Origin of the sequence: Acidocella sp. MX-AZ02 (genome assembly GCF_000306035.1) — a bacterium.
GTDB classification, from domain to species: domain Bacteria; phylum Pseudomonadota; class Alphaproteobacteria; order Acetobacterales; family Acetobacteraceae; genus Acidocella; species Acidocella facilis.
In genome coordinates this window covers 537,063-562,625 of the sequence record NZ_JH976208.1, presented here as the reverse complement: position 1 = coordinate 562,625, position 25,563 = coordinate 537,063, and the positions used below count along the sequence as shown (strand labels likewise).

General features: G+C 63.4%; 22 protein-coding genes and 3 tRNA genes. 1 reads left to right on the top strand and 24 read right to left on the bottom strand.

All coding sequences use genetic code 11. The annotated features are described in order from the left end of the window. Positions 1-53: 53 nt before the first annotated feature. The 24 genes from MXAZACID_RS10935 to MXAZACID_RS10820 form a co-directional block, all read right to left on the bottom strand. Entirely contained in the window at positions 54-863 is an 810-nt protein-coding gene (locus MXAZACID_RS10935) for a type III pantothenate kinase (RefSeq protein WP_008494407.1), read from the bottom strand. A 16-nt stretch (positions 864-879) separates the two neighbouring features. Beyond that, positions 880-1,593, bottom strand: a complete 714-nt coding sequence (locus MXAZACID_RS10930; protein ID WP_008494406.1) for a biotin--[acetyl-CoA-carboxylase] ligase — start codon at positions 1,591-1,593, stop codon at positions 880-882. Continuing rightward, positions 1,590-3,014, bottom strand: a complete 1,425-nt coding sequence (nuoN, locus tag MXAZACID_RS10925; protein ID WP_008494405.1) for an NADH-quinone oxidoreductase subunit NuoN — start codon at positions 3,012-3,014, stop codon at positions 1,590-1,592. The genes MXAZACID_RS10930 and nuoN overlap by 4 nt, the downstream gene beginning before the upstream one ends. After that, entirely contained in the window at positions 3,011-4,531 is a 1,521-nt protein-coding gene (locus tag MXAZACID_RS10920) for an NADH-quinone oxidoreductase subunit M (protein WP_008494404.1), read from the bottom strand. Before MXAZACID_RS10920 ends, nuoN begins: the two co-directional genes overlap by 4 nt. 1 nt (position 4,532) lies before the next feature. Continuing rightward, positions 4,533-6,443 carry an NADH-quinone oxidoreductase subunit L gene (gene nuoL / locus MXAZACID_RS10915; RefSeq protein WP_008494403.1) on the bottom strand — a complete coding sequence of 637 codons (1,911 nt, stop codon included), beginning with the start codon at positions 6,441-6,443 and terminating at the stop codon, positions 4,533-4,535. Between the two features lie 2 nt (positions 6,444-6,445). Then, positions 6,446-6,754: an NADH-quinone oxidoreductase subunit NuoK gene (gene nuoK / locus MXAZACID_RS10910; protein ID WP_008494402.1), complete on the bottom strand. Its 309-nt coding sequence runs from the start codon at positions 6,752-6,754 to the stop codon at positions 6,446-6,448. Further along, a complete protein-coding gene (locus MXAZACID_RS10905; RefSeq protein ID WP_008494400.1) occupies positions 6,754-7,395 on the bottom strand; it encodes an NADH-quinone oxidoreductase subunit J in 642 nt (213 codons plus the stop codon). The genes nuoK and MXAZACID_RS10905 overlap by 1 nt, the downstream gene beginning before the upstream one ends. Positions 7,396-7,408: 13 nt before the next feature. After that, positions 7,409-7,897: an NADH-quinone oxidoreductase subunit NuoI gene (gene nuoI / locus MXAZACID_RS10900; protein ID WP_008494399.1), complete on the bottom strand. Its 489-nt coding sequence runs from the start codon at positions 7,895-7,897 to the stop codon at positions 7,409-7,411. A 12-nt stretch (positions 7,898-7,909) separates the two neighbouring features. Then, the gene (nuoH, locus tag MXAZACID_RS10895; RefSeq protein WP_008494398.1) at positions 7,910-8,920 is read right to left on the bottom strand and encodes an NADH-quinone oxidoreductase subunit NuoH; all 1,011 of its coding nucleotides are present in this window, start codon (positions 8,918-8,920) and stop codon (positions 7,910-7,912) included. Positions 8,921-8,922: 2 nt separating this feature from the next. Further along, positions 8,923-10,974: an NADH-quinone oxidoreductase subunit NuoG gene (nuoG, locus tag MXAZACID_RS10890; protein WP_008494397.1), complete on the bottom strand. Its 2,052-nt coding sequence runs from the start codon at positions 10,972-10,974 to the stop codon at positions 8,923-8,925. Between the two features lie 3 nt (positions 10,975-10,977). Beyond that, the gene (nuoF, locus tag MXAZACID_RS10885) at positions 10,978-12,270 is read right to left on the bottom strand and encodes an NADH-quinone oxidoreductase subunit NuoF (protein WP_008494396.1); all 1,293 of its coding nucleotides are present in this window, start codon (positions 12,268-12,270) and stop codon (positions 10,978-10,980) included. A 4-nt stretch (positions 12,271-12,274) separates the two neighbouring features. Beyond that, positions 12,275-12,901, bottom strand: a complete 627-nt coding sequence (gene nuoE, locus MXAZACID_RS10880) for an NADH-quinone oxidoreductase subunit NuoE (RefSeq protein ID WP_008494395.1) — start codon at positions 12,899-12,901, stop codon at positions 12,275-12,277. Continuing rightward, positions 12,898-14,097, bottom strand: coding sequence for an NADH-quinone oxidoreductase subunit D (locus tag MXAZACID_RS10875; RefSeq protein ID WP_008494394.1), 1,200 nt, complete (start codon positions 14,095-14,097; stop codon positions 12,898-12,900). Before MXAZACID_RS10875 ends, nuoE begins: the two co-directional genes overlap by 4 nt. After that, positions 14,094-14,723 (bottom strand): NADH-quinone oxidoreductase subunit C, encoded by a 630-nt coding sequence (locus MXAZACID_RS10870; RefSeq protein WP_008494393.1) that lies wholly within the window; start codon positions 14,721-14,723, stop codon positions 14,094-14,096. The genes MXAZACID_RS10875 and MXAZACID_RS10870 overlap by 4 nt, the downstream gene beginning before the upstream one ends. Continuing rightward, positions 14,716-15,279 carry an NADH-quinone oxidoreductase subunit B family protein gene (locus tag MXAZACID_RS10865; RefSeq protein ID WP_026439729.1) on the bottom strand — a complete coding sequence of 188 codons (564 nt, stop codon included), beginning with the start codon at positions 15,277-15,279 and terminating at the stop codon, positions 14,716-14,718. Before MXAZACID_RS10865 ends, MXAZACID_RS10870 begins: the two co-directional genes overlap by 8 nt. Positions 15,280-15,283: 4 nt before the next feature. Beyond that, on the bottom strand, positions 15,284-15,649 hold the full coding sequence (locus MXAZACID_RS10860) for an NADH-quinone oxidoreductase subunit A (protein WP_008494391.1): 366 nt from the start codon (positions 15,647-15,649) through the stop codon (positions 15,284-15,286). 229 nt (positions 15,650-15,878) lie between these two features. Beyond that, positions 15,879-15,955, bottom strand: a tRNA-Asp gene (locus MXAZACID_RS10855). A 128-nt stretch (positions 15,956-16,083) separates the two neighbouring features. Then, positions 16,084-16,155 (bottom strand) — tRNA-Val (locus tag MXAZACID_RS10850). A gap of 60 nt (positions 16,156-16,215) precedes the next feature. Next, positions 16,216-16,494, bottom strand: a complete 279-nt coding sequence (locus MXAZACID_RS10845; protein WP_035179664.1) for an HU family DNA-binding protein — start codon at positions 16,492-16,494, stop codon at positions 16,216-16,218. 122 nt (positions 16,495-16,616) lie between these two features. Next, positions 16,617-19,028, bottom strand: a complete 2,412-nt coding sequence (gene lon / locus MXAZACID_RS10840; protein ID WP_039885187.1) for an endopeptidase La — start codon at positions 19,026-19,028, stop codon at positions 16,617-16,619. 142 nt (positions 19,029-19,170) lie between these two features. Further along, positions 19,171-20,427 (bottom strand): ATP-dependent Clp protease ATP-binding subunit ClpX, encoded by a 1,257-nt coding sequence (gene clpX, locus MXAZACID_RS10835; RefSeq protein ID WP_008494387.1) that lies wholly within the window; start codon positions 20,425-20,427, stop codon positions 19,171-19,173. A gap of 229 nt (positions 20,428-20,656) precedes the next feature. After that, on the bottom strand, positions 20,657-21,325 hold the full coding sequence (gene clpP / locus MXAZACID_RS10830) for an ATP-dependent Clp endopeptidase proteolytic subunit ClpP (protein WP_008494386.1): 669 nt from the start codon (positions 21,323-21,325) through the stop codon (positions 20,657-20,659). A 229-nt stretch (positions 21,326-21,554) separates the two neighbouring features. Further along, positions 21,555-22,877: a trigger factor gene (gene tig / locus MXAZACID_RS10825; RefSeq protein ID WP_008494385.1), complete on the bottom strand. Its 1,323-nt coding sequence runs from the start codon at positions 22,875-22,877 to the stop codon at positions 21,555-21,557. Positions 22,878-22,916: 39 nt separating this feature from the next. Then, positions 22,917-23,001 (bottom strand) — tRNA-Leu (locus MXAZACID_RS10820). Positions 23,002-23,101: 100 nt separating this feature from the next. Here MXAZACID_RS10820 and MXAZACID_RS10815 point away from each other — a divergent pair. Next, a partial coding sequence (locus tag MXAZACID_RS10815; protein ID WP_008494384.1) for an AsmA family protein occupies positions 23,102-25,563 on the top strand: 2,462 nt, incomplete at its 3' end.

Sequence of the window (25,563 nt, the reverse complement as noted above, 5' to 3'; positions counted from 1 at the left end):
GGGCGGTCTTGCCTTTGGATTTAGCCACGAATTGGTCTGCTCCTCGCGTGTCGTCAGTCAGTTTCAAGGAACCGCGCGCGATCGCGCGGCAAAGAAGGGGGCTTATTGCGCATGGAGAGCAGGCGCAACCCTTCCAGCGTCAGGTCTGGGTCAATGGCGGTGAATTTGGCGGTGCCTTCGGCGAAAAGCGGGGCGAGGCCGCCGGTGGCGATGGCTTTCAGCTTCGCCCCGAACTCGCCCTCGATGCGGGCCAGCAGCCCCTCGATCAGCCCGATATAGCCCCAATAGATGCCCGATTGCATGGCCGGCACGGTATCGCGTCCGATCACCATCTGCGGCCGGCCGATGCCGATGCGCGGCAGCCGGGCGGCGGCCTGGTGCAGCGCCTCGATGGAGAGATTGATACCCGGCGAAATGGCGCCGCCGATATAGGCGCCGGTTTCGTCCACCACATCGAAGGTGGTGGCGGTGCCGAAATCCACCACCACCAGCGGCCCCTGGTAATGCTGGTGCGCCGCCAAAGCGTTGAGCAGACGGTCCGCCCCGACCCCTTCGGGGTTGGCGGTCTTGATCTGAAAGCCCCAATCCAGCGCGGCGCGGGCCACCAGCGGCTCGGCCTCGAACCATTCCCGGCAGAGGCGGCGCAGATGGTACAAGGCGGCGGGGACGACGGTGCCAATGACGGCGCGGGTGATTTCCTGGGCGGAGATGCCGGCGCGGGCCAGCAGCACCTCCAGCCAGACGCCATATTCATCCGAGGTGCGCTGGGCGGAGGTCGCCAGCCGCCAATTGCCCCGCCATTGCGTGCCGTCATGCACGGCGAACACGATATTGGTGTTGCCTGCATCGATGACCAGAAGCATCCGCCCCTCCTCGCTCTTACCCGTTCGCCAGCAAGACTTCGCCGGTATTGAGCGCCTCGATACGATTTTCGCACTGCAACAGCAATTCACCGGCGGGCGAGAGACCGGCGAACAACCCGCTGCGGCGCTGGCCGGCGAAGGCGATATCAAGCTTGGTGCCGAGCGGATGGCCCAGCGCCAGCCAGGCGGCGCGGATCTCCTCGCCCGGCGCCTCCAGCAGCGGCTCCAGCCGGGCCAGGATGGCGCGGGCGGCGTCCTCCGGGGCCAGGACCAGCCCTTGCGCGGCCAGGGCCGTGGTGCGCCTTCCGGGGATTTCCGGGGCTTGGCGCAGATTGATGCCGATGCCGATGACCAGCCAGTCCAGCCGGGCACCGTCAGGCACCGCGTCGATCAGGATGCCGGCGAGCTTGGCGCCGTCGCAGAGAATGTCATTCGGCCATTTCAGCGACAGGCCCTGCGCCCCCTGCCCCGCCAGCGCCTGCGCCACGGCGATGCCGGCGATCAGCGAGAACAGCCCGGCTTCCGCCGCCGGACGGGCCGGGCGCAGCAAAATGGAGAGGTTGAGATTGCCTTCCGGCGCGCTCCAGGCCCGGCCGCGCGAGCCGCGCCCGGCGGTCTGGCGCAGCGCCAGCACCGCGAGGCCGGAGGGCTCACCCGCCTTGGCGCGGGTGACCACAAGATCGGAGGTGGACCCCAGCTCCTCGTAACATTCGAGGCGCCAGGGGATCACCCCATCAGCGCTTTCGCGGCTTCGCCGGCCACCGCCATCAGCGGGCCGGGGAGAATGACGAAGACGATGGTGGCGAAGGCGCCGACCGCCATCACGAACCCGGCCCCGGCGGAGACGCGCTCGAAATTCGGCTGGCCCTTATCGAAATACATCACCTTGATCACGCGCAGATAATAGAAGGCGCTGACCACGCTGGCGACGATACCGATGATGGTGAGCGTATCCAGCCCGGCATTGAAGGCGGTGGCGAAGACGTAGAGCTTGGCGAAGAAGCCGGCCAGCGGCGGAATGCCGGCCATGGACCACATGAACACCGCCATAGCGAAGGCAAAGCCAGGATGCTCGGAGGCGAGACCGGCGAGATCGCTGATCTTCTCCACAGATTGGCCGTTGCGGCGCATCGCCACCACGCAGCCGAAGACGCCGAAGGACATCACCACATAGATGGCGATATAGACCAGGCTGGCCTGGATGCCGTCCACCGTGCCGGTGGCCAGGCCCATCAGCGCGTAGCCCATATGGCTGATCGAGGAATAGGCCAGCAGGCGCTTGATATTGCTCTGGCCGATGGCGGCGAGCGCGCCGATGACCATGGAGAGCACCGCCAGGATCTGGATCAGCGCCGACCACTGGCCGGTGAGATGCCCGAACGGCCCGGCCATCACCGAAAGGAACAGCGCCATGGCGGCGGCCTTCGGCGCGGTGGCGAAGAGAGCTGTTACGGAAGTAGGCGCGCCCTCATACACATCCGGCGCCCACATATGGAACGGGGCGGCGGAGATCTTGAAGGCGATGCCGACCAGCACGAACACCACACCGGCAATGGTGCCGACACCGGCGGTGCCGCTGCGGAACACTTCGCCAAGTGCTGCGAAATTGGTGGTGCCGGCGAAGCCATAGACGAGCGAGATGCCATAGACGAGCAGGCCGGAAGCCAGCGCGCCGAGCACGAAATATTTCAGACCCGCCTCTGTGGAGCGTAGATTATCCCGCGCCAGCGCCGCGCAGATATAAAGGGCGAGCGATTGCAGCTCGAAGCCGAGATACAAGGTCAGCATGTCGGCGGCGGAGATCATCGCGATCATGCCGATGACGGCGAACAGCACCAGGATCGGATATTCGAACCGGGCAATGCCTTCGCGCTTATTGTAATCGACCGAGAGGATCAAAGCCGCGATGGCGCCGAGATAGACCAGCGTATCCGCAAAGCGGGTGAACAGGCTGGTCTTGAACAGACCGTTCCAGATCAGCGTGTCCGGTGCCAACAGATTGACCACGGCGGCAACCGCCAGCAGCACCACGGCGCCGAAGGTGACGGCCGGGGTGGTTTCGGATTTTTTCGCCAGCACGCCGCCGGTCAACAGCACCATGCCGCCAAGGCCCAGAACCAGGGCCGGGAGGAGAGCGTAGAGTTCGGTCATTTTGCGGTCACCATGGCCAGCGCCATATGCGGGTTGAGGGCAGCGGAATGCGCCTGCACGAGGGCGTTGATCGGCGCATCGAAGGCATGGGTGAAGCTGGAGGGATAGACGCCCAGCCACATCACCAGCACCGCCAGCGGCAGCAGCATGGCGTATTCACGGCCCGTGAGGTCTTTCAACCCCGCCAGCTCAGGCCTCGCATATTTCTCAAAGAGAACCGCGCGCACCAGCACCAGCGAGTAGGTGACGCCGAGCACCATGCCGGCACCGCCGAGCAGCGAGACCCAGAAATTCACCTTCAGCGCGCCGACGATGACCAGGATTTCACCGATGAAGCCCGACGTGCCGGGCAGGCCCATATTGGCCAGGGTGAAGAACATCAAGGCCGCCGCGAAAACCGGCATGTTGCTGGCCAGCCCGCCGAGATTTTTCAGCGTCAGGCTCTGGCCACGGGCGGTGAGGATGCCGGCACAGATGAACAGCCCGGCGATGACGAGGCCGTGGCTGAGCATCTGGAACAAAGCGCCCTCGATGCCTTCCACCGTGAAGGTGAACAGCCCGATGATGATGACGCCCATATGCGCGACCGAGGAGTAGGCGATCATGCGCTTCATATCCGTCTGCGCCAGCGCGACATAGGAGATGTAGATCACCGCCACCACGCCCAGTGTGAACATCAGCGGCTCGGCGGCGTAGGAAGCGTTGGGCAGCATCGGCAGGGCAAAGCGCAGGAAGCCGTACGCGCCCATCTTGGAGAGCACGGCGGCGAGCATGATGGTGCCGGGCACCGGGGCCTCGCCATACGCGTCCGGCAGCCAGGTATGCAGCGGCCACACCGCGGCCTTCACGCCGAAGGCGGCGAGGAAGGCGAGGAACAGCCACATCTGCGCATGCGCCGGGATGGCGGCATGGGTGATCACCGCGATGTTGGTGGTGCCGAGATGGCGCCAGATCCAGACCAGGGCCAGCAGCATGAACAGCGAGCCTGCCAGGGTGAAGACGAAGAATTTCACCGCCGCGTAGATCCGGCGTTCCCCGCCCCAGACGCCGATGATGAGATACATCGGCAGCAGCACGGCTTCGAAGAAGATGTAGAAGAGCACGAAATCCGTGGCGGCGAACATGCCGATGGTCATCGTCTCCAGCAGCAGCATCGCGGCGAAGAAGGAGCGCGCGCGGGTCTTGATGCCGTTGCTCGAGAGGATGGCGATCGGGGTCAGCACCAGGGTGAGCAGGATGAGGAACAGGCTGATGCCGTCCACGCCCATGCGATATTCGACATTGATGCCCGAGAGCCAGGGCATCGCCTCGACGAACTGGTAGCCGGCGATGCCGGTATTGAACTGCGTCCAGACATAAACGCCCAGAACCAGCACCAGCACCGAGAAACCGAGCGCGATGGCCCGCGCCCGGCAGGCGATCTTCGCCTCATCGCCGCTCAGCGTGGCGATGATGAAGGCGCCTAGCAGCGGCAAATAGGTGATCAGCGAGAGGATGGGAAAACCAAGCTGGTTCATATCACTTCACCCAGATGAAGAGGCTGACGAAGACCAGCAGGCCGATCAGCATGACGAAGGCGTAGAGCGCGATGGAGCCGGTTTGCAGCTTCACGGCCTGGGCGGAGGCATCAGAGGTGATCGCCGCCAGCCCCTTGGGCACGCCGTCAATCACCTGCTCATCGCCGACGCGCCAGACGAATTTCGCCAGCTTCAGCGAGGGCCGCACCAGCAGCGCATCGTAGAGCTCGTCGAAATACCACTTGTTCAGCAGGAACTTGTAAACCGGCGAGAAGCTTTGCGAGAGCCGGCCCGGCAGCGAGGGCACCAGCAGGTAGAAGAGCACCGCAACCAGAATGCCGAAAATACCGACCAGCAGCGGCGCCATTTTCGCGAGCGCCGAGATGTCCTCCATGTGGAACATGGCGGAGTTCGCGGCCACCGCGATGGAGCTGCCCCAGAAGCTCTGGAAGTTGGCGCCGATGAAATCCGGCTTCAGCGCGATGCCGGAACCGAACGCGCCGATGGCCAGGAACAGCAACGGCACCAGCATCACCGCCGGGCTTTCATGCACATGGTCCTGCACATGCTTGGGCGCGCGGGACTTGCCGGTGAAGACCAGGAAGAACAGGCGCGAGGTATAGAAGGCGGTCAGCCCGGCGGCAGCGGTACCGCAGACCCAGCCATAGGTGCCCATGCCGGTATGCGCGGCCAGCGCCGCATCCAGGATCGCATCCTTGGAGTAATAGCCCGAGAAAGGCGGGATCGCGATCAGCGCCAGCGAGCCGATCAGCATCATCGCGCAGGTGAAAGGCAGTTTGCCCGCCAGACCGCCCATCAGCCGGATATCCTGCTCGTCGGACATCGCATGGATGACGGAGCCGGCGGAGAGGAAGAGCAGCGCCTTGAACAGAGCGTGGTTGATGAGATGAAACATCGCCACCGGGTAGGCGCCGACACCGGCGGCCAGGAACATGTAACCCAGCTGCGAGCAGGTGGAGTAGGCGATGACGCGCTTGATGTCGTTCTGCACGCAACCGATGGTGGCGGCGAAAAAGGCGGTGGTGGCGCCGATGAAGGTGATGAAGCCCATCGCCTCCGGGGCCAGATTGATCAGCGGCGACATGCGCACGATCATGAACACCCCGGCCGCGACCATGGTGGCGGCGTGGATGAGGGCGGAGATCGGCGTCGGGCCTTCCATCGCATCCGCCAGCCAGGTGTGCAGGACAATCTGCGCGGATTTACCCATGGCACCGATGAAGAGCAGGAAGGCGATGATCTCCAGCACCGGCAGCGAGGTGCCGAACAGCGTGTAATGCTGGCCGGCATGCGCGGCGGCACCGGCGAAGATCACATCGAACTGCGTGCTCTGGAAGGTGAAATAGACCAAGGCGATGCCGACGGCGAAGGCGAGATCACCCACGCGGTTGACGATGAAGGCCTTGATGGCGGCATCGTTGGCGGCTTTGCGGTCATACCAGTAATTGATCAGCAGGTAGGAGACGAGGCCGACCCCTTCCCAGCCGAAGAACAGCTGCAGCAGGTTATTCGCCGTCACCAGCATCAACATCGCGAAGGTGAAGAGCGAGATATAGGACATGAAACGCTGCGGCGTCTTGTCATGCGCCATGTAGCCCACGGAATAGATATGGATGAGCATGGAGACCACGCTCACCATCAGCACCATCACCAGGCTCAGCTGGTCCTGCCGCAGCGACCAATCCGGGGTGAAGCCGCCGACATGGAACCAGGTAGCGAGATGCAGCGGCGCCTGCACCCCGGCCCGGTAGGCCAGGATGGCGAACAGCGCCGAGACCAGCATGAAGGCGACGCTGGCCCCCAGCGACGCGGCACGCCCGATGAAGGGGCGGGCGATGCCCGCGAGAATGGCGCCGACCAGCGGCGCGAAAACGGCAATCAAGGTGAACATGTTCAGCCCTTCATCAACGTCACGTCCTCGACCTCGATCGAGCCGCGATTGCGGAAATAGATGACCAGGATGGCGAGACCGATCGCCGATTCAGCGGCGGCGACGGTGAGCACGAACATGGTGAAGACCTGGCCCACCATGTCATGCAGCGCGCCGGAGAAGGCGACGAAGTTGAGATTGGCGGCGAGCAGGATCAGCTCGATCGACATCATGATGACGATGATGTTCTTCCGGTTCATGAAGATGCCGAAGATGCCGATGACCAGCAGCATCGCCGAGACCACCAGATAATGCGACAGCGGTATGAGCATTACAGCGTCTCCTCGTGAGTCTGCTTGGCCGGCAGCGCGGCACCCTGGCCGAGCGGGGCGTTGACCAGGGCCAAAGTCTGCTTCGGATCGCGCGCATGCTGCGCGCTGAGATTCTGATGCAGCGAGCGCTTGCGGTCGCGGTGGGTGAGCACGATCGCGCCGATCATCGCCACCAGCAGCACGATGCCGGAAAGCTGGAACACCGGCAGGTAGGAGGTATAGAGCAGATTGCCCAACGCCACCGAGCTGGTGACATTATCCGGGGTGGGGAACATCCGATCCGCACCGCCCGCCGGGGCGATCGCCCAATTGCCGGCGATGAAGGCCAGCTCGATGAACATGATGAGCGCCACGAGCGCGCCCACCGGCGCATAGCGCTGGAAGCCTTCGTTGAGGGCGACGAAATCCACATCCAGCATCATCACCACGAAGAGGAAGATGACGGCGACGGCGCCGACATAGACGATGGCGAGGATGAAGGCCAGGAACTCCGCCCCGGTGAGCAGGAACAGCACCGCCGCATTCACGAAACCGAGAATGAGGAAGAGCACGGCATGCACCGGGTTGCGGCTGGTCACCACCATCACCGCCGAAGCCAGCAGGATTAAGGAGAAGAGATAGAAAGCGAGATTTGCGATCATGTGCTTGGGGCCCTTACCGGTACGGCGCGTCCAGCTCGAGCCGCTTGGCCAATTCCGGCTCCCAACGGTCGCCATTATCCAAGAGCTTCGCCTTGTTATACATCAGTTCCTCGCGCGTTTCGGTCGCGAACTCGAAGTTCGGGCCTTCGACGATGGCATCGACCGGGCAGGCTTCCTCGCACAGGGCGCAATAGATGCACTTGGTCATGTCGATATCGTAGCGCGTGGTGCGGCGCGAGCCATCCTCGCGCGGCTCGGCCTCGATGGTGATGGCCTGGGCCGGGCACACCGCTTCGCACAATTTGCAAGCGATGCAGCGCTCTTCGCCATTCGGGTAGCGGCGCAGCGCGTGCTCACCCTTGAAGCGGGCCGAGGTGGGGTTCTTTTCGAACGGGTAGTTGATGGTCGCCTTGGGCCGGAAGAAATAGCGCAAGGTGATGCCCAGGCCGCAGAGAATTTCCCACAGCACCAGGCCCCATGTCCAACGCAGGACCTTGTTCATGATTGCGCTCCCTTACGCATGCGCCAGCAGGCCGGAATATTCCATCACGCCCGCAACGAGGACGAGATAGACGAGCGAGATGGGCAGGAACACTTTCCAGCCCAGCGCCATCAGTTGATCGTAGCGCAGGCGCGGCAGCGTGGCGCGCACCCAGACGAAAACGAACAGGCAGATGAGCACTTTGAAGATGAACCAGAGCGGCCCCGGGATCATGGTGAAGGGCGCGAACGGGATCGGCGAGAGCCAGCCGCCCAGGAAGAGCGTGGTCGTCATGCCGCTGATCAGGATCATGTTGGCATATTCGCCGAGGAAGAAGAGCCCGAAGGACATCGAGCTATATTCCACGAAGAAGCCGGCGACGATTTCCGATTCACCTTCCGCCAGATCGAACGGGGCGCGGTTGGTTTCCGCCAGGCCTGAGATGAAGAAGATGATGAACACCGGGAAGAGCGGGATGGCGAACCAGAGATGCTTCTGCGCCAGCACGATATCGTTGAGGTTCTGGCTGCCGGCGAGGATCAGCACCGTCACCATCACGAAGCCCATCGAGACTTCGTAGGAGACCATCTGCGCCGCCGAGCGCAGCGCGCCGAGGAAGGCGTATTTGGAATTGGAGGCCCAGCCGGCGATGATGATGCCGTAGACGCCAAGCGACGAGACCGCGAAGAGATAGAGCACGCCGACATTGATGTTGGCGATGGCCCAGCCATTATTCACCGGCATCACCGCCCAGGCGATGATGGCGAGGCCGAACGTGATCATCGGCGCCAGGATGAACAGCACCTTGTCCGAGCCGGTCGGCAGGATGGTTTCCTTCATCAGCATCTTGATCGCGTCCGCGAAAGGCTGCCAGAGGCCGAACGGGCCGACCACGTTGGGGCCCTTGCGCAGCTGGATGGCGCCCATCACCTTGCGCTCGAAATAGGTGAGGTAGGCGACGCCGATCAGCAGCGGCACCACCAGGGCCAGGGTTTTCAGGAGCGTGAGGATCACGATCCCGGTATCGGTATCCCAGAACGGCATGGTCATTCCGCGGCCTCCGCGAGGGCAGGATTAAGGGCGGCCACGCAGGCGGCCATGGTCGGGCTGGAGCGGCTGATCACGTCGGTCTGGTAGTAATTCGCCAGAGCCGGGGTGAAGGGGGCATCGCCCAGCGCGCCGTAGCTGGCGGGGGCGGCCGTATCCGTGCCCGCGAATCGGCGGAATTCTTGCCCAAACACCGGGTAATTGGCTTTCAGATGCGCGCGCAGCTGTTCCAGAGTGTCGTAGGGCAGCGCGTGGCCTAGATAGGCGGAGATGGCGCGCAGAATGCGCCAATCCTCACGTGCATCGCCCGGCGGCTTTACCGCGATATAGGCGCTCTGCACCCGACCCTCCGTGTTGACGTAGGTGCCATCTTTTTCGGTGTAGGCGGCACCGGGCAGGATGACGTCCGCGCGGGAGGCCCCGGCATCGCCGTGATGGCCCTGATAGATCACGAAGCTGCTGTTGGGGATGTTGCGCACGGCCTCGTCATCGGCGCCGAGCAGCCAGAGCACGTCGGCGGCACCGCCCAGCATCGCCTGGGCGCTGAGGCCGTTGGTGCCGGGCAGCAAGCCCAGATCCAGCGCGCCAACGCGGGAGGCCGCGTGCTGCAGCACGTTGAAGCCATGCCACTCGGCATTCAGCATGTTGAACTGCGTGGCCAGCTTCCAGGCGGTGGCGTGCAAAGCCGCACCATCCGGCCGGGCCAGCGCGCCGGCGCCGATGATGAGCATCGGCTTGGCCGCACCCTTCAGCACTTCGGCGAATTCATGCGTGCCGTCCAGCAGCGCCTGCAAGGCCGCCGGGCCTTCGCCCAAATGCGTGGTCTTGTAGGTGAGATCGGCGTTTTCGCCGATCACGCCGACCTGGAATTTGCCCGCCAGCCAGCGCTTGCGGATACGCGCATTCAGCACCGGTGCCTCATGGCGCGGATTGCTGCCGATGATCAGCAGCGCATCCGCTTCCTCGATGCCGGCGATGGTGGTGTTGAAGCTGTAGAAGGCGCGCTTCGAAACATCATAGGCGGCGCCATCAATCCGGCAATCGATATTGGCCGAGCCCTGCCCCGCCATGAATTCCTTCATCGCCAGCATGGATTCGACATCCGCCAGATCACCGACCAGCGCGCCGATCTTCTCGGGTGCCGTGGCTTTGATCTTGCCGGCGATGGCGGCGAAGGCTTCTTCCCAGCTTGCCGGGCGCAGCTTGCCGTTTTCGCGAATCCAGGGACGATCCAGCCGGCGGCGCTTCAGCCCATCGACGGAGAAGCGGGATTTATCGCCCAGCCATTCCTCATTCACCTCGTCATTGATGCGCGGCAGAATGCGCAGCACTTCCGCGCCGCGCGCATCAATGCGAATGTTGGAGCCGAGCGCGTCCAGCACGTCGATGCTGTCGGTCTTGCGCAGCTCCCAGGGGCGGGCGGTGAAGGCATAGGGCTTGCTGGTCAGCGCGCCGACCGGGCAAAGATCGATGATATTGCCGGAGAGTTCGGAAGTCAGCGCCTTCTGCACGAAGGTGCCGATCTGCGTGCTCTCGCCGCGGAAGGTGCCGCCCAGCTCCGCCGTGCCGGCCACCTCGGTGGTGAAACGCACGCAGCGTGTGCAATGGATGCAACGCGTCATCGTGGTGCGCACCAGCGGGCCCCAATCGGGCTGCGCGACGCTGCGCTTGTCTTCCTCGTAGCGCGAGGTGTCGCGACCATAAGCCACGGCTTCGTCCTGCAGATCGCACTCGCCACCCTGGTCGCAGATCGGGCAATCCAGCGGATGGTTGATCAGCAGGAATTCCATCACGCCGCGCCGGCCCTTGCGGACCATCTCGCTATCGGTGTGCACCACCATGCCATCCGCCACTGGCTGGCCGCAGGAGGCGACAGGCTTCGGCGGCATCTTCTCGATTTCGACGAGACACATGCGGCAATTGCCGGCCACCGAAAGCCGCTCATGATAGCAGAAGCGAGGAATTTCGATCCCCGCCGCCTCGCAGGCCTGGATCACGGTCGAGCCGTTGGGGACTTCGACCTCGATGCCATCGATTGTGAGCTTGGCCATGGCTTACTCCGCCGCCTGCGCCGCCACCGGCGGCTGATAATCGGTCGCGCGGGCTTCCACCTCGGGGCGGAAGGCGCGCATCATGCCCTGAATCGGCCAGGAAGACGCCTCGCCGAAGGCGCAGATCGTGTGGCCCGCCACCTGGGTGGTCACCTGCTCGAGCAGATGAATATCCGCCAAAGTCGCTTTATTCTGCACGATGCGATCCATCTGGCGCATCATCCAGCCGGTGCCTTCGCGGCAAGGGGTGCATTGGCCGCAGCTCTCATGCTTGAAGAATTTCGAAAGCCGCCAGATCGCCTTCACCACGTCCACGGATTTATCCATGACGATGATGGCGCCGGAGCCCATCATGCTCTTGGACGCCGCCAGGCTGTCGAAATCCATCAGCTGGGTGTCGCACATCGCCTTGTTCAGCACTGGGGAGGAGGCGCCGCCAGGGATGACGGCGCCGAGATTATCCCAGCCGCCGCGCACGCCGCCGGCATGTTTCTCGATCAGCTCGCGCAGCGGAATGCCTAGCTCTTCCTCGACATTGCAGGGATTATTCACATGGCCGGAGATGCAGAAGATCTTGGTGCCGGCATTTTTCGGCTTGCCCAGGCCCGCGAACCAGGCGCCGCCACGGCGCATGATCGTCGGCACGCCGGCGATGGTCTCGACATTATTCACCGTCGTCGGGCAACCATACAGCCCCATCGCCGCCGGGAAGGGCGGCTTCATCCGCGGCATGCCCTTTTTGCCTTCCAGGCTCTCCAACATCGCGGATTCCTCCCCGCAGATGTAGGCGCCGGCGCCACGCTGCAGCACGAGGTCAAAATCCCACCCCGAACCTGCCGCATTCTTGCCAATTAAACCCGCTTCATAGGCTTCGTCGATCGCGAATTGGAGGCGCTGGGCTTCGTTGTAATACTCGCCGCGAATATAGATGAAGGCCTTGTTCGCCCCCATCGCGAAAGAGGCGATCAGCGCGCCTTCGATCAGCTTATGCGGTTCGTTGCGGATGATGTCGCGATCCTTGCAGGTGCCAGGCTCGGATTCGTCGGCATTGATGACGACGTAGGACGGGCGGCCATCGCTCTGCTTGGGCATGAAGGACCATTTCATGCCGGTGGGAAAGCCAGCCCCGCCACGCCCGCGCATGCCCGAGGCTTTCATCTCCTCGATCAGCGCATCGCGGCCCTTGGCGATGATCTCGGCGGTGCCGCTCCAATCGCCCCGGGCGCGGGCGCCGGCAAGTTTCCAATCCTGCTGGCCGTACAGGTTCTGATAGATGCGGTCTTCATCTTTCAGCATCGGCTCACTCCCCGGCGGTTGGGTTGGAGGTCAAAGAGGTCAGCCCGGCGGCGGGCGCGGAAGAGGCCCGCCCGCCAAGCGAGCCGGCCGGCGGCAAGGGCTTGCCCGCCTTCAGATCGGCCAGCAGCGCCTCGACGCGCTCGGCATTCATGTCCTCATAATAATCGTCGTTGATCTGCAAAATCGGCGCGTTCACGCAGGCGCCGAGGCATTCCACCTCTTTGAGCGTGAACAGCCCATCCTCGCTGGTGCCGCCGAAATGGGCGACGCCGCTGGCCTTCTTGCAGGCGGAGACGATGTCATCCGAGCCGCGCAGCCAGCACGGCGTGGTGGTGCAGACCTGCAGATGATATTTGCCGACCGGCTTCAGATTGAACATCGTGTAGAAGGTCGCGACCTCATACACGCGCATCGGCGAAACCCCGAGGATTTCAGCTGCAACATCCATTGCCGCGCGCGGCAGCCAGGCGGAGCCGGTCTGCTCGCCCATCTGGCGCTGCGCCAGATCGAGCAGCGACTTCACCGCGCTCATCTGCTTGCCCTCGGGATATTTCTTGATCGCCTTCTGCACCAACTTCATGTTGGCGTCGGTATAGGCGAAGCTGGTCGGTTCTGCGTGATTGATGCTCACCGGTCGATCTCACCAAAAACAATGTCGAGCGATCCGAGGATCGCCACCATGTCGGCCAGCATATGGCCTTTGCACAGCCTGTCCGCGGCCTGCAGATGCGCGAAGCCGGTGGAGCGGATCTTGCAGCGATAGGGCCGGTTGGAGCCATCCGCCTGCAGATACACGCCAAACTCACCCTTCGGCGCTTCCACGGCGGTGTAGGTGGCACCGGCGGGAACGTGATAGCCTTCGGTATAGAGCTTGAAGTGATGGATCAAAGCTTCCATCGAATGCTTCATCTCGGCGCGCGTCGGCGGGGTGATCTTGCGATCCTGCACCTTGATCGGCCCCGGTTTCATTTTCGCCAGCGCCTGCTTGACGATTTTCACGCTCTCGCGCATCTCGGCCATGCGCACCAGATAGCGGTCGTAAGAATCGCCATGCTTGCCGACCGGAACATCGAATTCCACCTCGGCATATTTGTCGTAAGGCTGGGCGCGGCGCAGATCCCACGCCACGCCAGAGCCGCGCAAAGACGGGCCGGAGAAGCCCCAGGCCAGCGCTTCATCCGCCGAGATCACGCCGATATCGACGAGACGCTGCTTGAAGATGCGGTTGCCATTCAGCAGGTTTTCCATCTCATCGATGAATTTCGGATATTCATCGGCCCAGGCCGCGATATCCGCTTCCAGCCCTGCCGGCAGATCCTTCGCCACCCCACCGGGGCGGAAATAATTCGAGTGGAAGCGCGCCCCGGAGGCCCGCTCATAAAATTCGAGGAGCTTTTCCCGCTCCTCATACATCCACAGGCTCGGCGAAATCGCGCCGCAATCGAGCGCGAAATGACCAATGGCGAGCAGATGGTTGAGCACGCGGGTCAGCTCCGCGAACAGCACGCGAATCCATTGCGCCCGCTCCGGCGCCTGCACGCCCAGCAGCTTTTCGGTGGCGAGCGCGAAAGCATGCTCGCAGCCCATCGGCGAGACGTAATCCAGACGGTCGAAATACGGCACCGCCTGCATATAGCTCTTATACTCGATCAGCTTTTCGGTGCCGCGATGCAGCAGCCCGATATGCGGATCGCAGCGCTCGATCACCTCGCCATCCATCTCCAGGATCAGACGCAACACGCCATGCGCGGACGGATGCTGCGGCCCGAAATTGATGGTGTGGCTATCGACCTCGAAAATCTTGGTCTTCGCGACGGCCTCGCTCATGACCGGCTCCTGTTCACCTTCTCATCGCCGGGGAGCAGGGTCATGCCTTCCCAGGGCGAGAGGAAATCGAAATTCCGGAATTCCTGCGTCAGTTTAACCTTGTCGTAAACCACAGCACGGCGCTCATCGTCATAATGCACTTCGACATAGCCGGTGAGCGGGAAATCCTTACGCAGAGGATGACCCTCGAACCCGTAATCGGAGAGGATGCGACGGTGATCAGCCAGCCCGTTGAAGCGAATGCCGAACAGATCCCAGACCTCGCGCTCCCACCAGCCGGCGACCGGCCAGATATCGGTGACGGAGGCCACTTCGGCCGCCTCATCGGTGGAGAAGATCACGCGCACGCGCTGATTGCGGGTGACGGAGAGCAGGTTATAGACCACCTCGAAACGCTGCGCGCGTTCAGGATAATCCACGGCGCAGATATCCATCACCTGCTGGAATTGGAGCTGGTCACGCAGGGCCAGCAGCAGCGCATGGGCGGCCTCGCGTGTGGTGAGGATGATCGCCTCGCCCAGCGCGCGCTTCACCTCATGCGCCCCCGGCAGCGCGCTCAGCCCCACCAGAATGTCATCGACCGGCGCGGCAGGCGCCTCGGTCTGAATGTCGGTTTCTTCAGCCACGCAGCACCGTCCCCGTCCGCCGGATCTTCTTCTGCAATTGCATGATGCCGTAGACCAGCGCCTCCGCGGTGGGCGGGCAGCCCGGCACATACACATCCACCGGCACGATGCGGTCGCATCCGCGCACGACGGAATAGGAATAATGGTAATAGCCGCCGCCATTGGCGCAGCTGCCCATCGAGATCACCCAGCGCGGCTCGGGCATCTGGTCATAGACCTTGCGCAGAGCCGGGGCCATCTTGTTGGTCAGGGTGCCGGCGACGATCATCACGTCCGACTGGCGGGGCGAGGCGCGCGGGATAATGCCGAACCGGTCGAGATCATATTTCGGCATGTAAGCGTGGATCATTTCCACGGCACAGCAGGCCAGGCCGAAGGTCATCGGCCAGAGGCTGCCGGTGCGCGCCCAGTTCACCACCTTGTCGATATTGGCGACGATGAAGCCCTTGCCGGCGAGCTCTCCGGTAATGCCCTTGATCACCGCATCCTGCTCGGCCCCAGGCGGCAGCGCCTCCCGGTTCCAGGCGATGTCAGCATTGTTTGGCGCAGTGCTCATGGCTTTATTCCCAATCCAAGGCGCCCTTGTTCCACTCATAGATGAAGCCGACCGTGAGCACCGCCAGGAAGGCCATCATCGACCAGAACCCGACCAGCCCGATATGGCCCAGCGACACCGCCCAGGGGAACAGAAACGCCACCTCGACATCGAAGATCACGAAAAGAATGGCCACCAGGTAAAAGCGCACATCAAAACGCCGGCGGGCATCGCCGAACGCCTCGAAGCCGCACTCATAAGCCGACAGCTTTTCAGCATAGGGTTTCTGCTTCCCGGCCAGCAGCGAGCCGGCGATGAAAGCAACGCCCAGAATAGCGGCGAGGGCGACGAAAATGAGAATCGGAAAGTACTGAGCCAGGTTCAGCTGCACTTGTGCTCATCTCCTTGATCGCGCCGGCATAGCCAAAACGGCCAACCGTAGTGGATTATTACCCGCCGTGTCGCACCGCAACAGCCTGCGGTCAACCCCGCCCCAAAATGGACAGCCATGCTGCGCAAACGCGTGAAGACCGCACGAAATCGCACGGCGCATCGTAACCTTATTCAATTTTAGGAATAATGAAAATCTTTGCCGAAGCAAGCTTTGCCGGAGCAAGGAATGGCGCGAGTGACGGGGCTCGAACCCGCGACCTCCGGCGTGACAGGCCGGCGCTCTAACCAACTGAGCTACACCCGCGTAAGGCGTGGCGGCGATGTACTTGGCATTGAAATCAGCGTCAAGCGTATGACATCGCGTTTGCGCAAATTACTGTGGATATTTTCGCGGCGAGGTTTGCCGAAATGATCCATAAGCGTTGTTTCGTATAGGCGGTGACGGTTTCGAACCGCCGACCCTCTCGGTGTAAACGAGATGCTCTACCGCTGAGCTAACCGCCCCCATACGAAGCGGGGGAATGGATGAAACACCATCCATTCCCGGTTCAGGCCAGGCCTGAATTAGTTGACGGCGTCTTTCAGCGTCTTGCCGGGCTTGAAGCGCACGGAAGTGGAGGCCGGAATGTCGATCTCCTCGCCGGTGCGCGGGTTGCGGCCCTTGGAGGCCTCACGCTCGGCGGTGGCGAAGGTGCCGAAACCGACCAGGCGAACCTCTTCCTTCTTCTTCAGCGTCTTCTCGATCGCACCGAACACGGCATCGACCACTTCCGCGGCCTTCGCCTTGGACAGATCGGCTTCCTCGGCCACGGCGGCGATCAGATCATTCTTGTTCACGGGCAAAACTCCCTGTTGTCGGGTTGGGTGTGACGGGCTTGTCCGCAAACAGCGCGGGCAGTCCACAAAAAAGAGTGGCGCGCGGTCATAACCAAATCGCGCGCCACCCGTCAAACGCTTGGGTTTGCTTAGTGCGGGAGAGAGGCGCTCACCTCGCCATCCGGCGCCTTCGCCAGCTCCTCCGGCGCTTCGTCCCACTCGATCGGCTCAGGGGCGCGCACCAGCGCCTTGCTGATCACCTCATCGACATGGCTGACCGGTAGGATGGTCAGGGATTTCTTCACATTCTCAGGGATTTCAACGAGATCCTTCTCGTTATCCTTGGGGATGAAGACGGTGGTGATGCCGGCGCGCAGGGCCGCCAGGAGCTTTTCCTTCAGGCCGCCAATCGGCAGAACCCGGCCGCGCAGGGTGATTTCGCCGGTCATGGCGATATCCTTACGGATCGGTATGCCGGTGATCGCGGAGACGATGGAGGTCGCCATCGCGATGCCGGCCGACGGGCCATCCTTCGGAGTCGCGCCTTCCGGCACGTGCACATGGATGTCGCGCTTATCGAAGAAAGGCGGCTTGATGCCGAACTGGGTGGCGCGCGAGCGGATATAGGAATAGGCCGCCGCCACGCTTTCCTTCATCACATCGCCGAGCTGGCCGGTCTGCTTGATGCCGCCCTTGCCGGGCAGCAGCACACTCTCGATGGTCAGGATCTCGCCGCCCACCTCGGTCCAGGCCAGGCCGGTGACAACCCCCACCATGTCCTCCGCCTCGGTCTCGCCGAAGCGGAATTTCGGCACGCCGGAGAATTTCTGCAAATTCTCCTTGGTGATCTTCACCTTCTTGGTCTTGGCGGTGACAATCTCCTTCACCGCCTTGCGGGCCAGGGTCGCCAGCTCGCGTTCCAGGTTACGCACGCCGGCCTCACGCGTATAGGTGCGCACCAGCTCGAGCATGGCGTCGTCGGAGACGGACCATTCATCCTTCTTCAACCCATGCGCCTCGCCCTGCTTGGGCAGCAGATGGCGCTTGGCGATCTCCACCTTCTCATCCTCGGTGTAGCCGGGGATGCGGATGATCTCCATGCGGTCCAGCAGCGGCTGGGGCATGCGCAGGCTATTGGCGGTGGTGACGAACATCACGTCCGAGAGGTCGTAATCCACCTCCAGATAATGGTCGGCGAAGGTGGAATTCTGCTCCGGGTCCAGCACCTCCAGCAGGGCCGAGGCCGGATCGCCGCGCCAATCCGCGCCGAGCTTGTCGATCTCATCCAGCAGGAAGAGCGGGTTGGAGGTCTTCGCCTTCTTCATGCCCTGGATGATCTTGCCCGGCATGGAGCCGATATAGGTGCGGCGGTGACCACGGATTTCCGATTCGTCGCGCACCCCGCCCAGCGACATGCGCACGAATTGCCGCCCCGTCGCCTTGGCGATGGATTTGCCCAGCGAGGTCTTGCCGACGCCGGGCGGGCCGACCAGGCAGAGGATCGGGCCGCGTACCTTCGGGCTGCGCGCCTGCACCGCCAGATATTCGACGATGCGCTCCTTGATCTTGTCCAGGCCGAAATGCTCCTCGTCGAGCAGCTTCTCCGCCTCGATCACGTCATTCTTGATCTTGCTGCGCTTCTTCCAGGGGATGCCGACGATCCAGTCCAGATAATTGCGCACCACCGTGGCTTCCGCGCTCATCGGGCTCATCGAGCGCAGCTTCTTCAGCTCCGCCAGCGCCTTCTCGCGCGCTTCCTTGGAGAGCTTGGTGGCCTTGATCTTTTCCTCAAGCTCGGCAGTCTCGTCCTTGCCGTCCTCGCCCTCGCCCAGCTCCTTCTGAATCGCCTTGAGCTGCTCGTTGAGGTAATATTCGCGCTGGGTCTTCTCCATCTGCCGCTTCACGCGGTTGCGGATCTTTTTCTCGACCTGCAGCACGCCGATTTCGGATTCCATATGGTTGAAGACGCGCTCCAGCCGCTCCGCCGTGCTGTCCAGTTCCAGCAGCTCCTGGCGGTCGGAAATCTTCAGCCCGAGATGGCTGGCGACCGTATCGGCCAGCTTCGAGGGGCTTTCGATCTGGTTGACCGAAACCAGCACCTCCGGCGCGATCTTCTTGTTCAGCTTGATATATTGCTCGAACTGCGCGACCACGGTGCGGCCCAGCGCCTCGACCTCCTTGGCCTCGTCGCCGCGATCCTCGATCGGCTCGGCCACCACCTCGAAGAAATCCTCGGTGGCCTTGAAATCGGTGATTTTCGCGCGGCGCAGACCTTCCACCAGCACCTTCACGGTGCCGTCCGGCAGCTTCAGCAGCTGCAAAATCGTGGAAACGGTGCCGACACGGTAGATATCATCGGCCGCCGGGTCGTCCTGGGCGGCGTTTTTCTGCGCGACCAGCAGGATCTGCTTGTCTTCCTTCATCACGCTTTCCAGCGCGCGCACGGATTTTTCGCGCCCCACGAAGAGCGGCACGATCATGTGCGGGAACACCACGATATCGCGCAGCGGCAGCACCGCGAGGGTCTCTGTGGGCGATCCGGGGTCTTTAACGTCAGACATATATATATTCCTTAGGTCTGTCGGCTGCCCTCAACAGGCACAGCGCGATGCGCCGTCTTTTACGGCCACATTCGACATATCGGCAGGTGAGCAGGCCCCTGCAAGCCCCGCTTCACGGCGAGGCTTGCAAGGCAGAAGCGCCTCAGGAGGCGTTTTCGGCCCGGGTCTCGGAGTAGAGATAGAGCGGCTCGGCGCGGCCTTCGGCCACCTCGCCGGAAATCACCACCTCGGAGACGCCTTCCAGGCCCGGCAGGTCGAACATTGTGGCGAGCAGGATGCCTTCCATGATCGAGCGCAGCCCGCGCGCGCCGGTCTTGCGCTTGATGGCGCGGTTGGCAACCACTTTCAGCGCATCCTCGGTGAAGGTGAGCTTCACCCCCTCCATCTCGAACAGCCGGCCATATTGCTTGACCAGCGCGTTCTTCGGCTTGGTGAGAATCTCGATCAGCGCCGCCTCATCCAGATCCTCCAGCGTGGCGACCACCGGCAAACGGCCGATGAATTCCGGGATCAGGCCGAATTTCAGCAGATCCTCCGGCTCCACCTCGCGCAGGATGGCACCCATGCGGCGCTCATCCTGGGAGCGGACATCCGCGCCGAAGCCGATGCCCGAGCCCTTGCCGCGGGCGGAGATGATCTTCTCCAGCCCGGCGAAGGCGCCACCGCAGATGAACAGGATATTGGTGGTGTCCACCTGCAGGAATTCCTGCTGCGGATGCTTGCGCCCGCCCTGCGGCGGCACGCTGGCCACGGTGCCTTCCATGATCTTCAGCAGCGCCTGCTGCACGCCCTCACCGGAGACATCGCGGGTGATGGAAGGATTGTCCGACTTGCGGGAAATCTTATCCACCTCGTCGATATAGACGATGCCGCGCTGGGCGCGCTCGACATTATAATCGGCGGCCTGCAGCAGCTTGAGGATGATGTTCTCCACATCCTCGCCCACATAACCGGCCTCGGTCAGCGTCGTCGCATCGGCCATGGTGAAGGGCACGTCGAGGATTCGCGCCAGGGTCTGGGCCAGCAGCGTCTTGCCCGAGCCGGTCGGCCCGACCAGCATGATGTTGGACTTCGCGATCTCGACATCGTTGCTCTTGGTCGCGTGAGAGAGGCGCTTGTAATGGTTATGCACCGCCACCGAGAGCACGCGCTTGGCATGCATCTGGCCGATGACATAATCGTCGAGCACCTTGCAGATCTCACGCGGCGTCGGCACGCCGTCGCGCGTCTTCACGAGATGCGTCTTATGCTCCTCGCGAATGATATCCATGCACAGCTCGACGCATTCATCGCAGATGAACACGGTCGGGCCGGCAATGAGCTTCCGCACCTCATGCTGGGACTTGCCGCAAAAGGAGCAGTAAAGCGTATTTTTTGTGTCGCCCGATTTACTGGTCATAGTCACTCCACAACCCGCGTCTTAGCTGAAAAGACTAATCCCCCGTGCCAGAGGGCACAAGCGCCGGGTTTTTTCATAAAATTACAGGGTTTTCAGACCTGTATCGAAAATTTCCGGCCGGGGACGGCCTCTTTTTGCGTCGCGGAACGTCAAAAAACTGAAAAATCCGGCCGTCCTTTTGTTGAACGGACCGGATTTCCGAAACCTTCGGAAGGCTTGGGCGCGAGGCTTAGCTTCCGCTGGAGTCGGGCTTCGGCGCGTCGCTCTTCAGGCTGCCGGTCTCGGACTGGTACTTCACCACCTCGTCGACAATGCCGAAATCCTTGGCCTCATCCGCCGACATATAGGTATCGCGCTCCAGCTTCGCCTCGATGGCTTCGAGGGGCTGGCCCGTGTGATCCACATAGATCTGGTTCAGCTTGGAGCGCAGCTTGAGGATCTCGCGCGCCTGGATTTCGATATCCGTGGCCTGGCCCTGGGCGCCGCCGGAGGGCTGGTGGACCATCACCCGGGCATTCGGCAGGGCGAATCGCTTGCCCTTGGCGCCGGCGCAGAGCAGCAGCGAGCCCATCGAGGCGGCCTGGCCCAGGCAGACGGTGGACACCGGCGAGCGGATATATTGCATCGTGTCATAGATGGCGAGGCCGGAGGAGACGACGCCGCCCGGGCTGTTGATGTAGAAGGAGATTTCCTTGTTCGGATTCTCGCTCTCCAGGAACAGGAACTGGGCGCAGAGCAGGGACGACACGACATCGTTCACCTGGCCGGTGAGGAAGACGATGCGTTCCTTCAGCAGCCGGGAATAGATGTCGTAAGAGCGCTCGCCGCGCGCGGTCTGCTCGACGACCATGGGCACGAGGTTGTTGTTATAGACCTCGACAGGATCCCGATCCCACATGTGTTTTCAATCCTTTATCAAATAACCGCAGCTTCCGCCTCGTTACCGCGCCAGCACGTGGCCGCCATAACCGCGAAACACGGCGTCATGCTTCTTAGGTTAGAGCATCTTTCCGGTTCGTCTAGAGGCGCCTCAGAAAGGTGAAGCCGTTTCCCCTCGCGGAGAAACGGCTTCACCCTAAAATCGCAAAAGTTTTTGGTGCCGCTTTTTTCAAAAAGCGGCTGCTTTCTTACTCTTCCGGGTCCTTCGCGAGTTCCTCGGCGGAGACGCTGACCTCATCCTGCTTCACGGAGCCGAGCAGGAAGTCGATCACCTTATCCTCGAAGATCGGGCCGCGGAAACGCTCCATCTGCTGCGGGTTCTTGCGGAAGAACTCGACCACCTGCATCGCCTGCGGGCCATAGCGCATCGCCTCGTTGAACATGGCGCGCTGCAGCTCCTGGTCGGTCACCTGCACCTCGTTGGCGCGGCCGATCTCGGCGACCAGCAGGCCCAGCCGCACACGGCGATCGGCGATCGCCCTGTACTCGGCCTTCAGGGTCTCTTCGTCCTTGCCGGCATCTTCCGGGTCCTGCTCGCCGGCTTCCTTCTCGGCCTCAACCTGCGCCCAGATCGCGTCGAACTCGGCATCGACCAGCGACACCGGGGCCTGGAACTGCGCCTTCTCGGCCAGCACGTCCAGCAAAGCGCGCTTCAGCTTGGCGCGGGTCAGGCCTTCATATTCACGGCCGATCTGCTCCTTCACGCGCTCCTTGAGCTGCTCCAGCCCTTCGAGGCCCATGGTCTTGGCCAGCTCGTCATCCAGCACCGGCACCTCTGCCACGGCCAACTGCTTGGCGGTGATCTCGAATTCGGCGGTCTTCCCGGCCAGGTCCTTGGCGCCGTATTCCTCGGGGAAGGTCACGGTGATGGTCTTGGTCTCGCCCACCTGCATGCCGACGACCTGCTCGGTGAAGCCAGGGATGAAGCCCGGGCCTTCGACGATCAGCGCCACATCCTGGGCGGTGCCGCCCTCGAAGGCCACGCCATCGATGCGGCCGATGAAATCGACCGTCAGCTGCTCGCCGGCCACGGCCGGGCGGGTCTCTTCGACCTTGGTGAAGCTCTTGCGCTGCTCGGCGATGTTTTTCAGGCTTTCCTCGACCTTGTCATCGCTGACCGCGGCGACCGGCTTGGAGAGGGTGACATCGGACAGGTCCGGCACCGCCACCTCGGGGAGGATTTCCATCTCGACGGTGAATTCCAGCTCGGACTCGGTGCCCGGCTTGACGATTTCCAGCTTCGGCTGCATCGCCGGGCGCAGATTGCGCTCGGTGAGGAGCTGGGAATGAGCCTGGTTCACCGCGCCCTCGACGATCTCGGCGGCCACGGCCTCGCCATAGCGCTTGCGCACGATGTTCATCGGCACCTTGCCGGGGCGGAAGCCCGGCATCTGGATGGTCTTGCTCAGCTCGGCCAAACGCTGCTCACGCTTGGCGGCCAGTTCGGGTTCGGGAACCACGACCGTGAAGCCGCGCTTCAAGCCGTCGGAGAGCGTTTCGGTAACCTGCATGGGACGAACAAACCTCGTTAAATCAACAACAAAGCGGTCTGGTGCGGGCGGAGGGACTTGAACCCCCATGGCTTTCGCCACCAGAACCTAAATCTGGCGTGTCTACCAGTTTCACCACGCCCGCATCCGGGCCGACAAACTTAAGCCGGGGCGCATAGCGCGTGTTGCGCTGTTTCACAAGCTTGCCCCTCGTCTATCGGCATAAAAGCGACTAATTCCGCTTCATGGACAGGCAGCGCACCCCGGTTTCACGCGAAAATCCTCGCCCCGCGCGGCGGCGGCGCTGGATCTGGTATGTCGGCGGGGCGGTGGCGCTGGCCGTGGCGGTGCCGGTCGCGGGGGCGGCCTGGTTCGTGGCGCGGTTCAACCCGAATGATTACGCGCCGCAGATCATCACGGCGGTGCAGCAGGCGACCGGGCGGCAGCTCAGCATTGGCGGGCCGATCAAGCTGCAGCTCTCGCTGACCCCGACCTTGACCGCCAGCACGCTCAGCCTCTCCAACCCGCAAGGCTTTGCCGACCCGTCGCTGCTGACGCTGGACCAGGTGCAGGCGCAGATCGCGCTGCTGCCGCTGCTGCATCATCAGGTGAATATTCTGCGCCTGGTGCTGGTCGGCCCGAAACTTTATCTGGAGCGCGACGCAAAGGGCCAGGCGGACTGGAATTTCGCCCCGGCCGCCAGCGCCCCCGCCACCCCGGCCGAGACCGCCCCGGCGCCGAACGGCAAGCGTCCGCGTTATAAAGTGGCGCTGCAGGCGGTGGAGTTGCGGAATGGCCAGATTATCCTGCGCGGCCCCGGCAGCAGCCCCCCGAATGTGATCCAGCTCACCAGACTGACCGGCCAGGCCAGCTCGCTGCAGGCGCCGTTGCACCTCACCGGGGCGGCTGCCATCGGCGCCACCAAGCTGACCATGCAGGGCATGGTTGGCCCGGTGGCGCGGCTGACCGGCAGCGGCGACAGCCCCTGGCCGGTGGATCTGAATTTCGGCTTCGCCGGCGCCAGCGCCACGCTGCAGGGCAAGGTGACGCGCCCGCAAAATGCCAGCGGCTATGATCTGGCGCTGAACGCCACCATCCCGGCGCTGGCCAGCCTCACCGCCGCCCTGCCCCCGTCCTGGCTGGGCGGGCTCAGCCTGCCGCCGCTGCAAAATCTCAGCCTCACCGCGCGCATCGCCGATCAGGGCGCGAAGCTGCCGGCGATCAGCAATGTGTCGCTGAAGGCCGGGGCAGCGGACCTCTCCAGCCTGCGCCCGGGCCTGACCCTGGCGGCGCTGGATCTGGAGCTGCCGGGGCTGGACCGTTCCGGCACGCTGAGCGCCAAAGGCACGCTGGGGGCGATGCCTTTCGCCTTGCAAGGCAATTTCACCGCGCCCAGCGCCTTCATCCCGGCCAACTGGCTGCCGGCCAGCACCCCGCCGGCCGGCAATTTCGCCGAGAGCCTGAATGCCAGCCTGGGCAATGCCAGCCTCAGCCTGACCGGCGGCATCGCCACCCCGCACACGCTGGCCGGGGCGGCGTTGGCGCTCAGCCTCTCCATCCCCGACCTCGCCGCCTTGTCGCCCGCCGCCGGCACCGCCTTGCCCGGCTGGAAAAACATCTCGGTGAAGACCACGCTGATCGACCCTGGCGGGCAGGGGCTGGACCATGCAATCGGCTTCGACAGCCTGGCCGCCAACATGGATAATGCCAGCTTCGGCGGCGATGCCAGCCTGAGCTTCGGCGCCACGCCGAAGCTGGAGCTGGATCTTAACATCGCCCAGGCGGATATCGACGCGCTCGCCGCCGCCTGGCCGGCCGCCAGCGCCCCCGCCACCCCGGCGACAAGCCCAGCCGCGGCACCGCCAGCACAGCTGGTGCCGGACATCGCGCTGCCGGTCAGCCTGCTGCGCCGCGCCAGCGCCGATGTGATGCTGCACGCCGATTCCCTGACCTATGGCAAGGCGACTTACAGCGCCGTGCAGGCCCATGCGGTGCTGAACAAAGCCGTGCTGACAATCAGCCCGCTCACCGCGCAGCTGCCGGGCGGGGCGATCACCGCCTCCGCCAGCCTCGATGCCAGCACCGACCCGGCCAGCGCCAGCGTCAAGCTCAACGCCCCCGCCTTGGCGCTGGGGCCGTTCCTGCATGGGTTCGGCGTGCAAAACATGGCGGAGGGCACGGTGCAGGTGCGGCTGGATGCCAGCGGGCACGGCAATACCCTGCCGGCTTTGCTCGGTTCCGTCACCGGCCAGTTGGGCATCGCCAGCGTCAATGGCGTGGTCGATGGGCGGGTGATCGGGCAGATTTTCGGCGGCGCGCTGCAATCGGTCGGGCTGCCGGCCAATCTCGCCGGGGCACAGGGGCCGGTTTCCGTGCGCTGCGCGGCGCTGCGGCTGGATGCGCAGAACGGCACCGGCACGGTGAAGGCGCTAACGCTCGATTCCAGCCGGCTGCTGCTGCAAGGCGGCGGCTCGGTGAATTTCGCCGATGAAACGCTGGGGCTGGTGCTGAAGCCGCGCCTCGCCGTCGGCGGTACCAATGTCACGGTGCCGGTGCAGGTGGGCGGAACCTTCCTCGCCCCGCGCTACAGCTTGGCGCCAGAATCGGCGGTGCGTGCGGCTGCTGCCGCGGCCAGCGGGCTCGCCGCCAATCCGGTGCAGAAAGCGCTGGGGGCGAACACGCTGCTGGGCCAGGTGGCTGGGCTGCT

Coding starts and splice junctions, on each gene's coding strand:
- nuoL (WP_008494403.1), bottom strand. CDS start 6,443: ATGTTCACCTTGATTGCCGTTTTCGCGCCGCTGGTCGGCGCCATTCTC.
- nuoK (WP_008494402.1), bottom strand. CDS start 6,754: ATGCTCATACCGCTGTCGCATTATCTGGTGGTCTCGGCGATGCTGCTG.
- MXAZACID_RS10920 (WP_008494404.1), bottom strand. CDS start 4,531: ATGAACCAGCTTGGTTTTCCCATCCTCTCGCTGATCACCTATTTGCCG.
- lon (WP_039885187.1), bottom strand. CDS start 19,028: ATGTCTGACGTTAAAGACCCCGGATCGCCCACAGAGACCCTCGCGGTG.
- nuoG (WP_008494397.1), bottom strand. CDS start 10,974: ATGGCCAAGCTCACAATCGATGGCATCGAGGTCGAAGTCCCCAACGGC.
- MXAZACID_RS10905 (WP_008494400.1), bottom strand. CDS start 7,395: ATGATCGCAAATCTCGCTTTCTATCTCTTCTCCTTAATCCTGCTGGCT.
- MXAZACID_RS10935 (WP_008494407.1), bottom strand. CDS start 863: ATGCTTCTGGTCATCGATGCAGGCAACACCAATATCGTGTTCGCCGTG.
- MXAZACID_RS10875 (WP_008494394.1), bottom strand. CDS start 14,097: ATGAGCGAGGCCGTCGCGAAGACCAAGATTTTCGAGGTCGATAGCCAC.
- tig (WP_008494385.1), bottom strand. CDS start 22,877: ATGCAGGTTACCGAAACGCTCTCCGACGGCTTGAAGCGCGGCTTCACG.
- clpP (WP_008494386.1), bottom strand. CDS start 21,325: ATGTGGGATCGGGATCCTGTCGAGGTCTATAACAACAACCTCGTGCCC.
- nuoF (WP_008494396.1), bottom strand. CDS start 12,270: ATGCTGAAAGATGAAGACCGCATCTATCAGAACCTGTACGGCCAGCAG.
- nuoH (WP_008494398.1), bottom strand. CDS start 8,920: ATGCCGTTCTGGGATACCGATACCGGGATCGTGATCCTCACGCTCCTG.
- MXAZACID_RS10865 (WP_026439729.1), bottom strand. CDS start 15,279: ATGAGCACTGCGCCAAACAATGCTGACATCGCCTGGAACCGGGAGGCG.
- nuoI (WP_008494399.1), bottom strand. CDS start 7,897: ATGAACAAGGTCCTGCGTTGGACATGGGGCCTGGTGCTGTGGGAAATT.
- nuoN (WP_008494405.1), bottom strand. CDS start 3,014: ATGACCGAACTCTACGCTCTCCTCCCGGCCCTGGTTCTGGGCCTTGGC.
- clpX (WP_008494387.1), bottom strand. CDS start 20,427: ATGACCAGTAAATCGGGCGACACAAAAAATACGCTTTACTGCTCCTTT.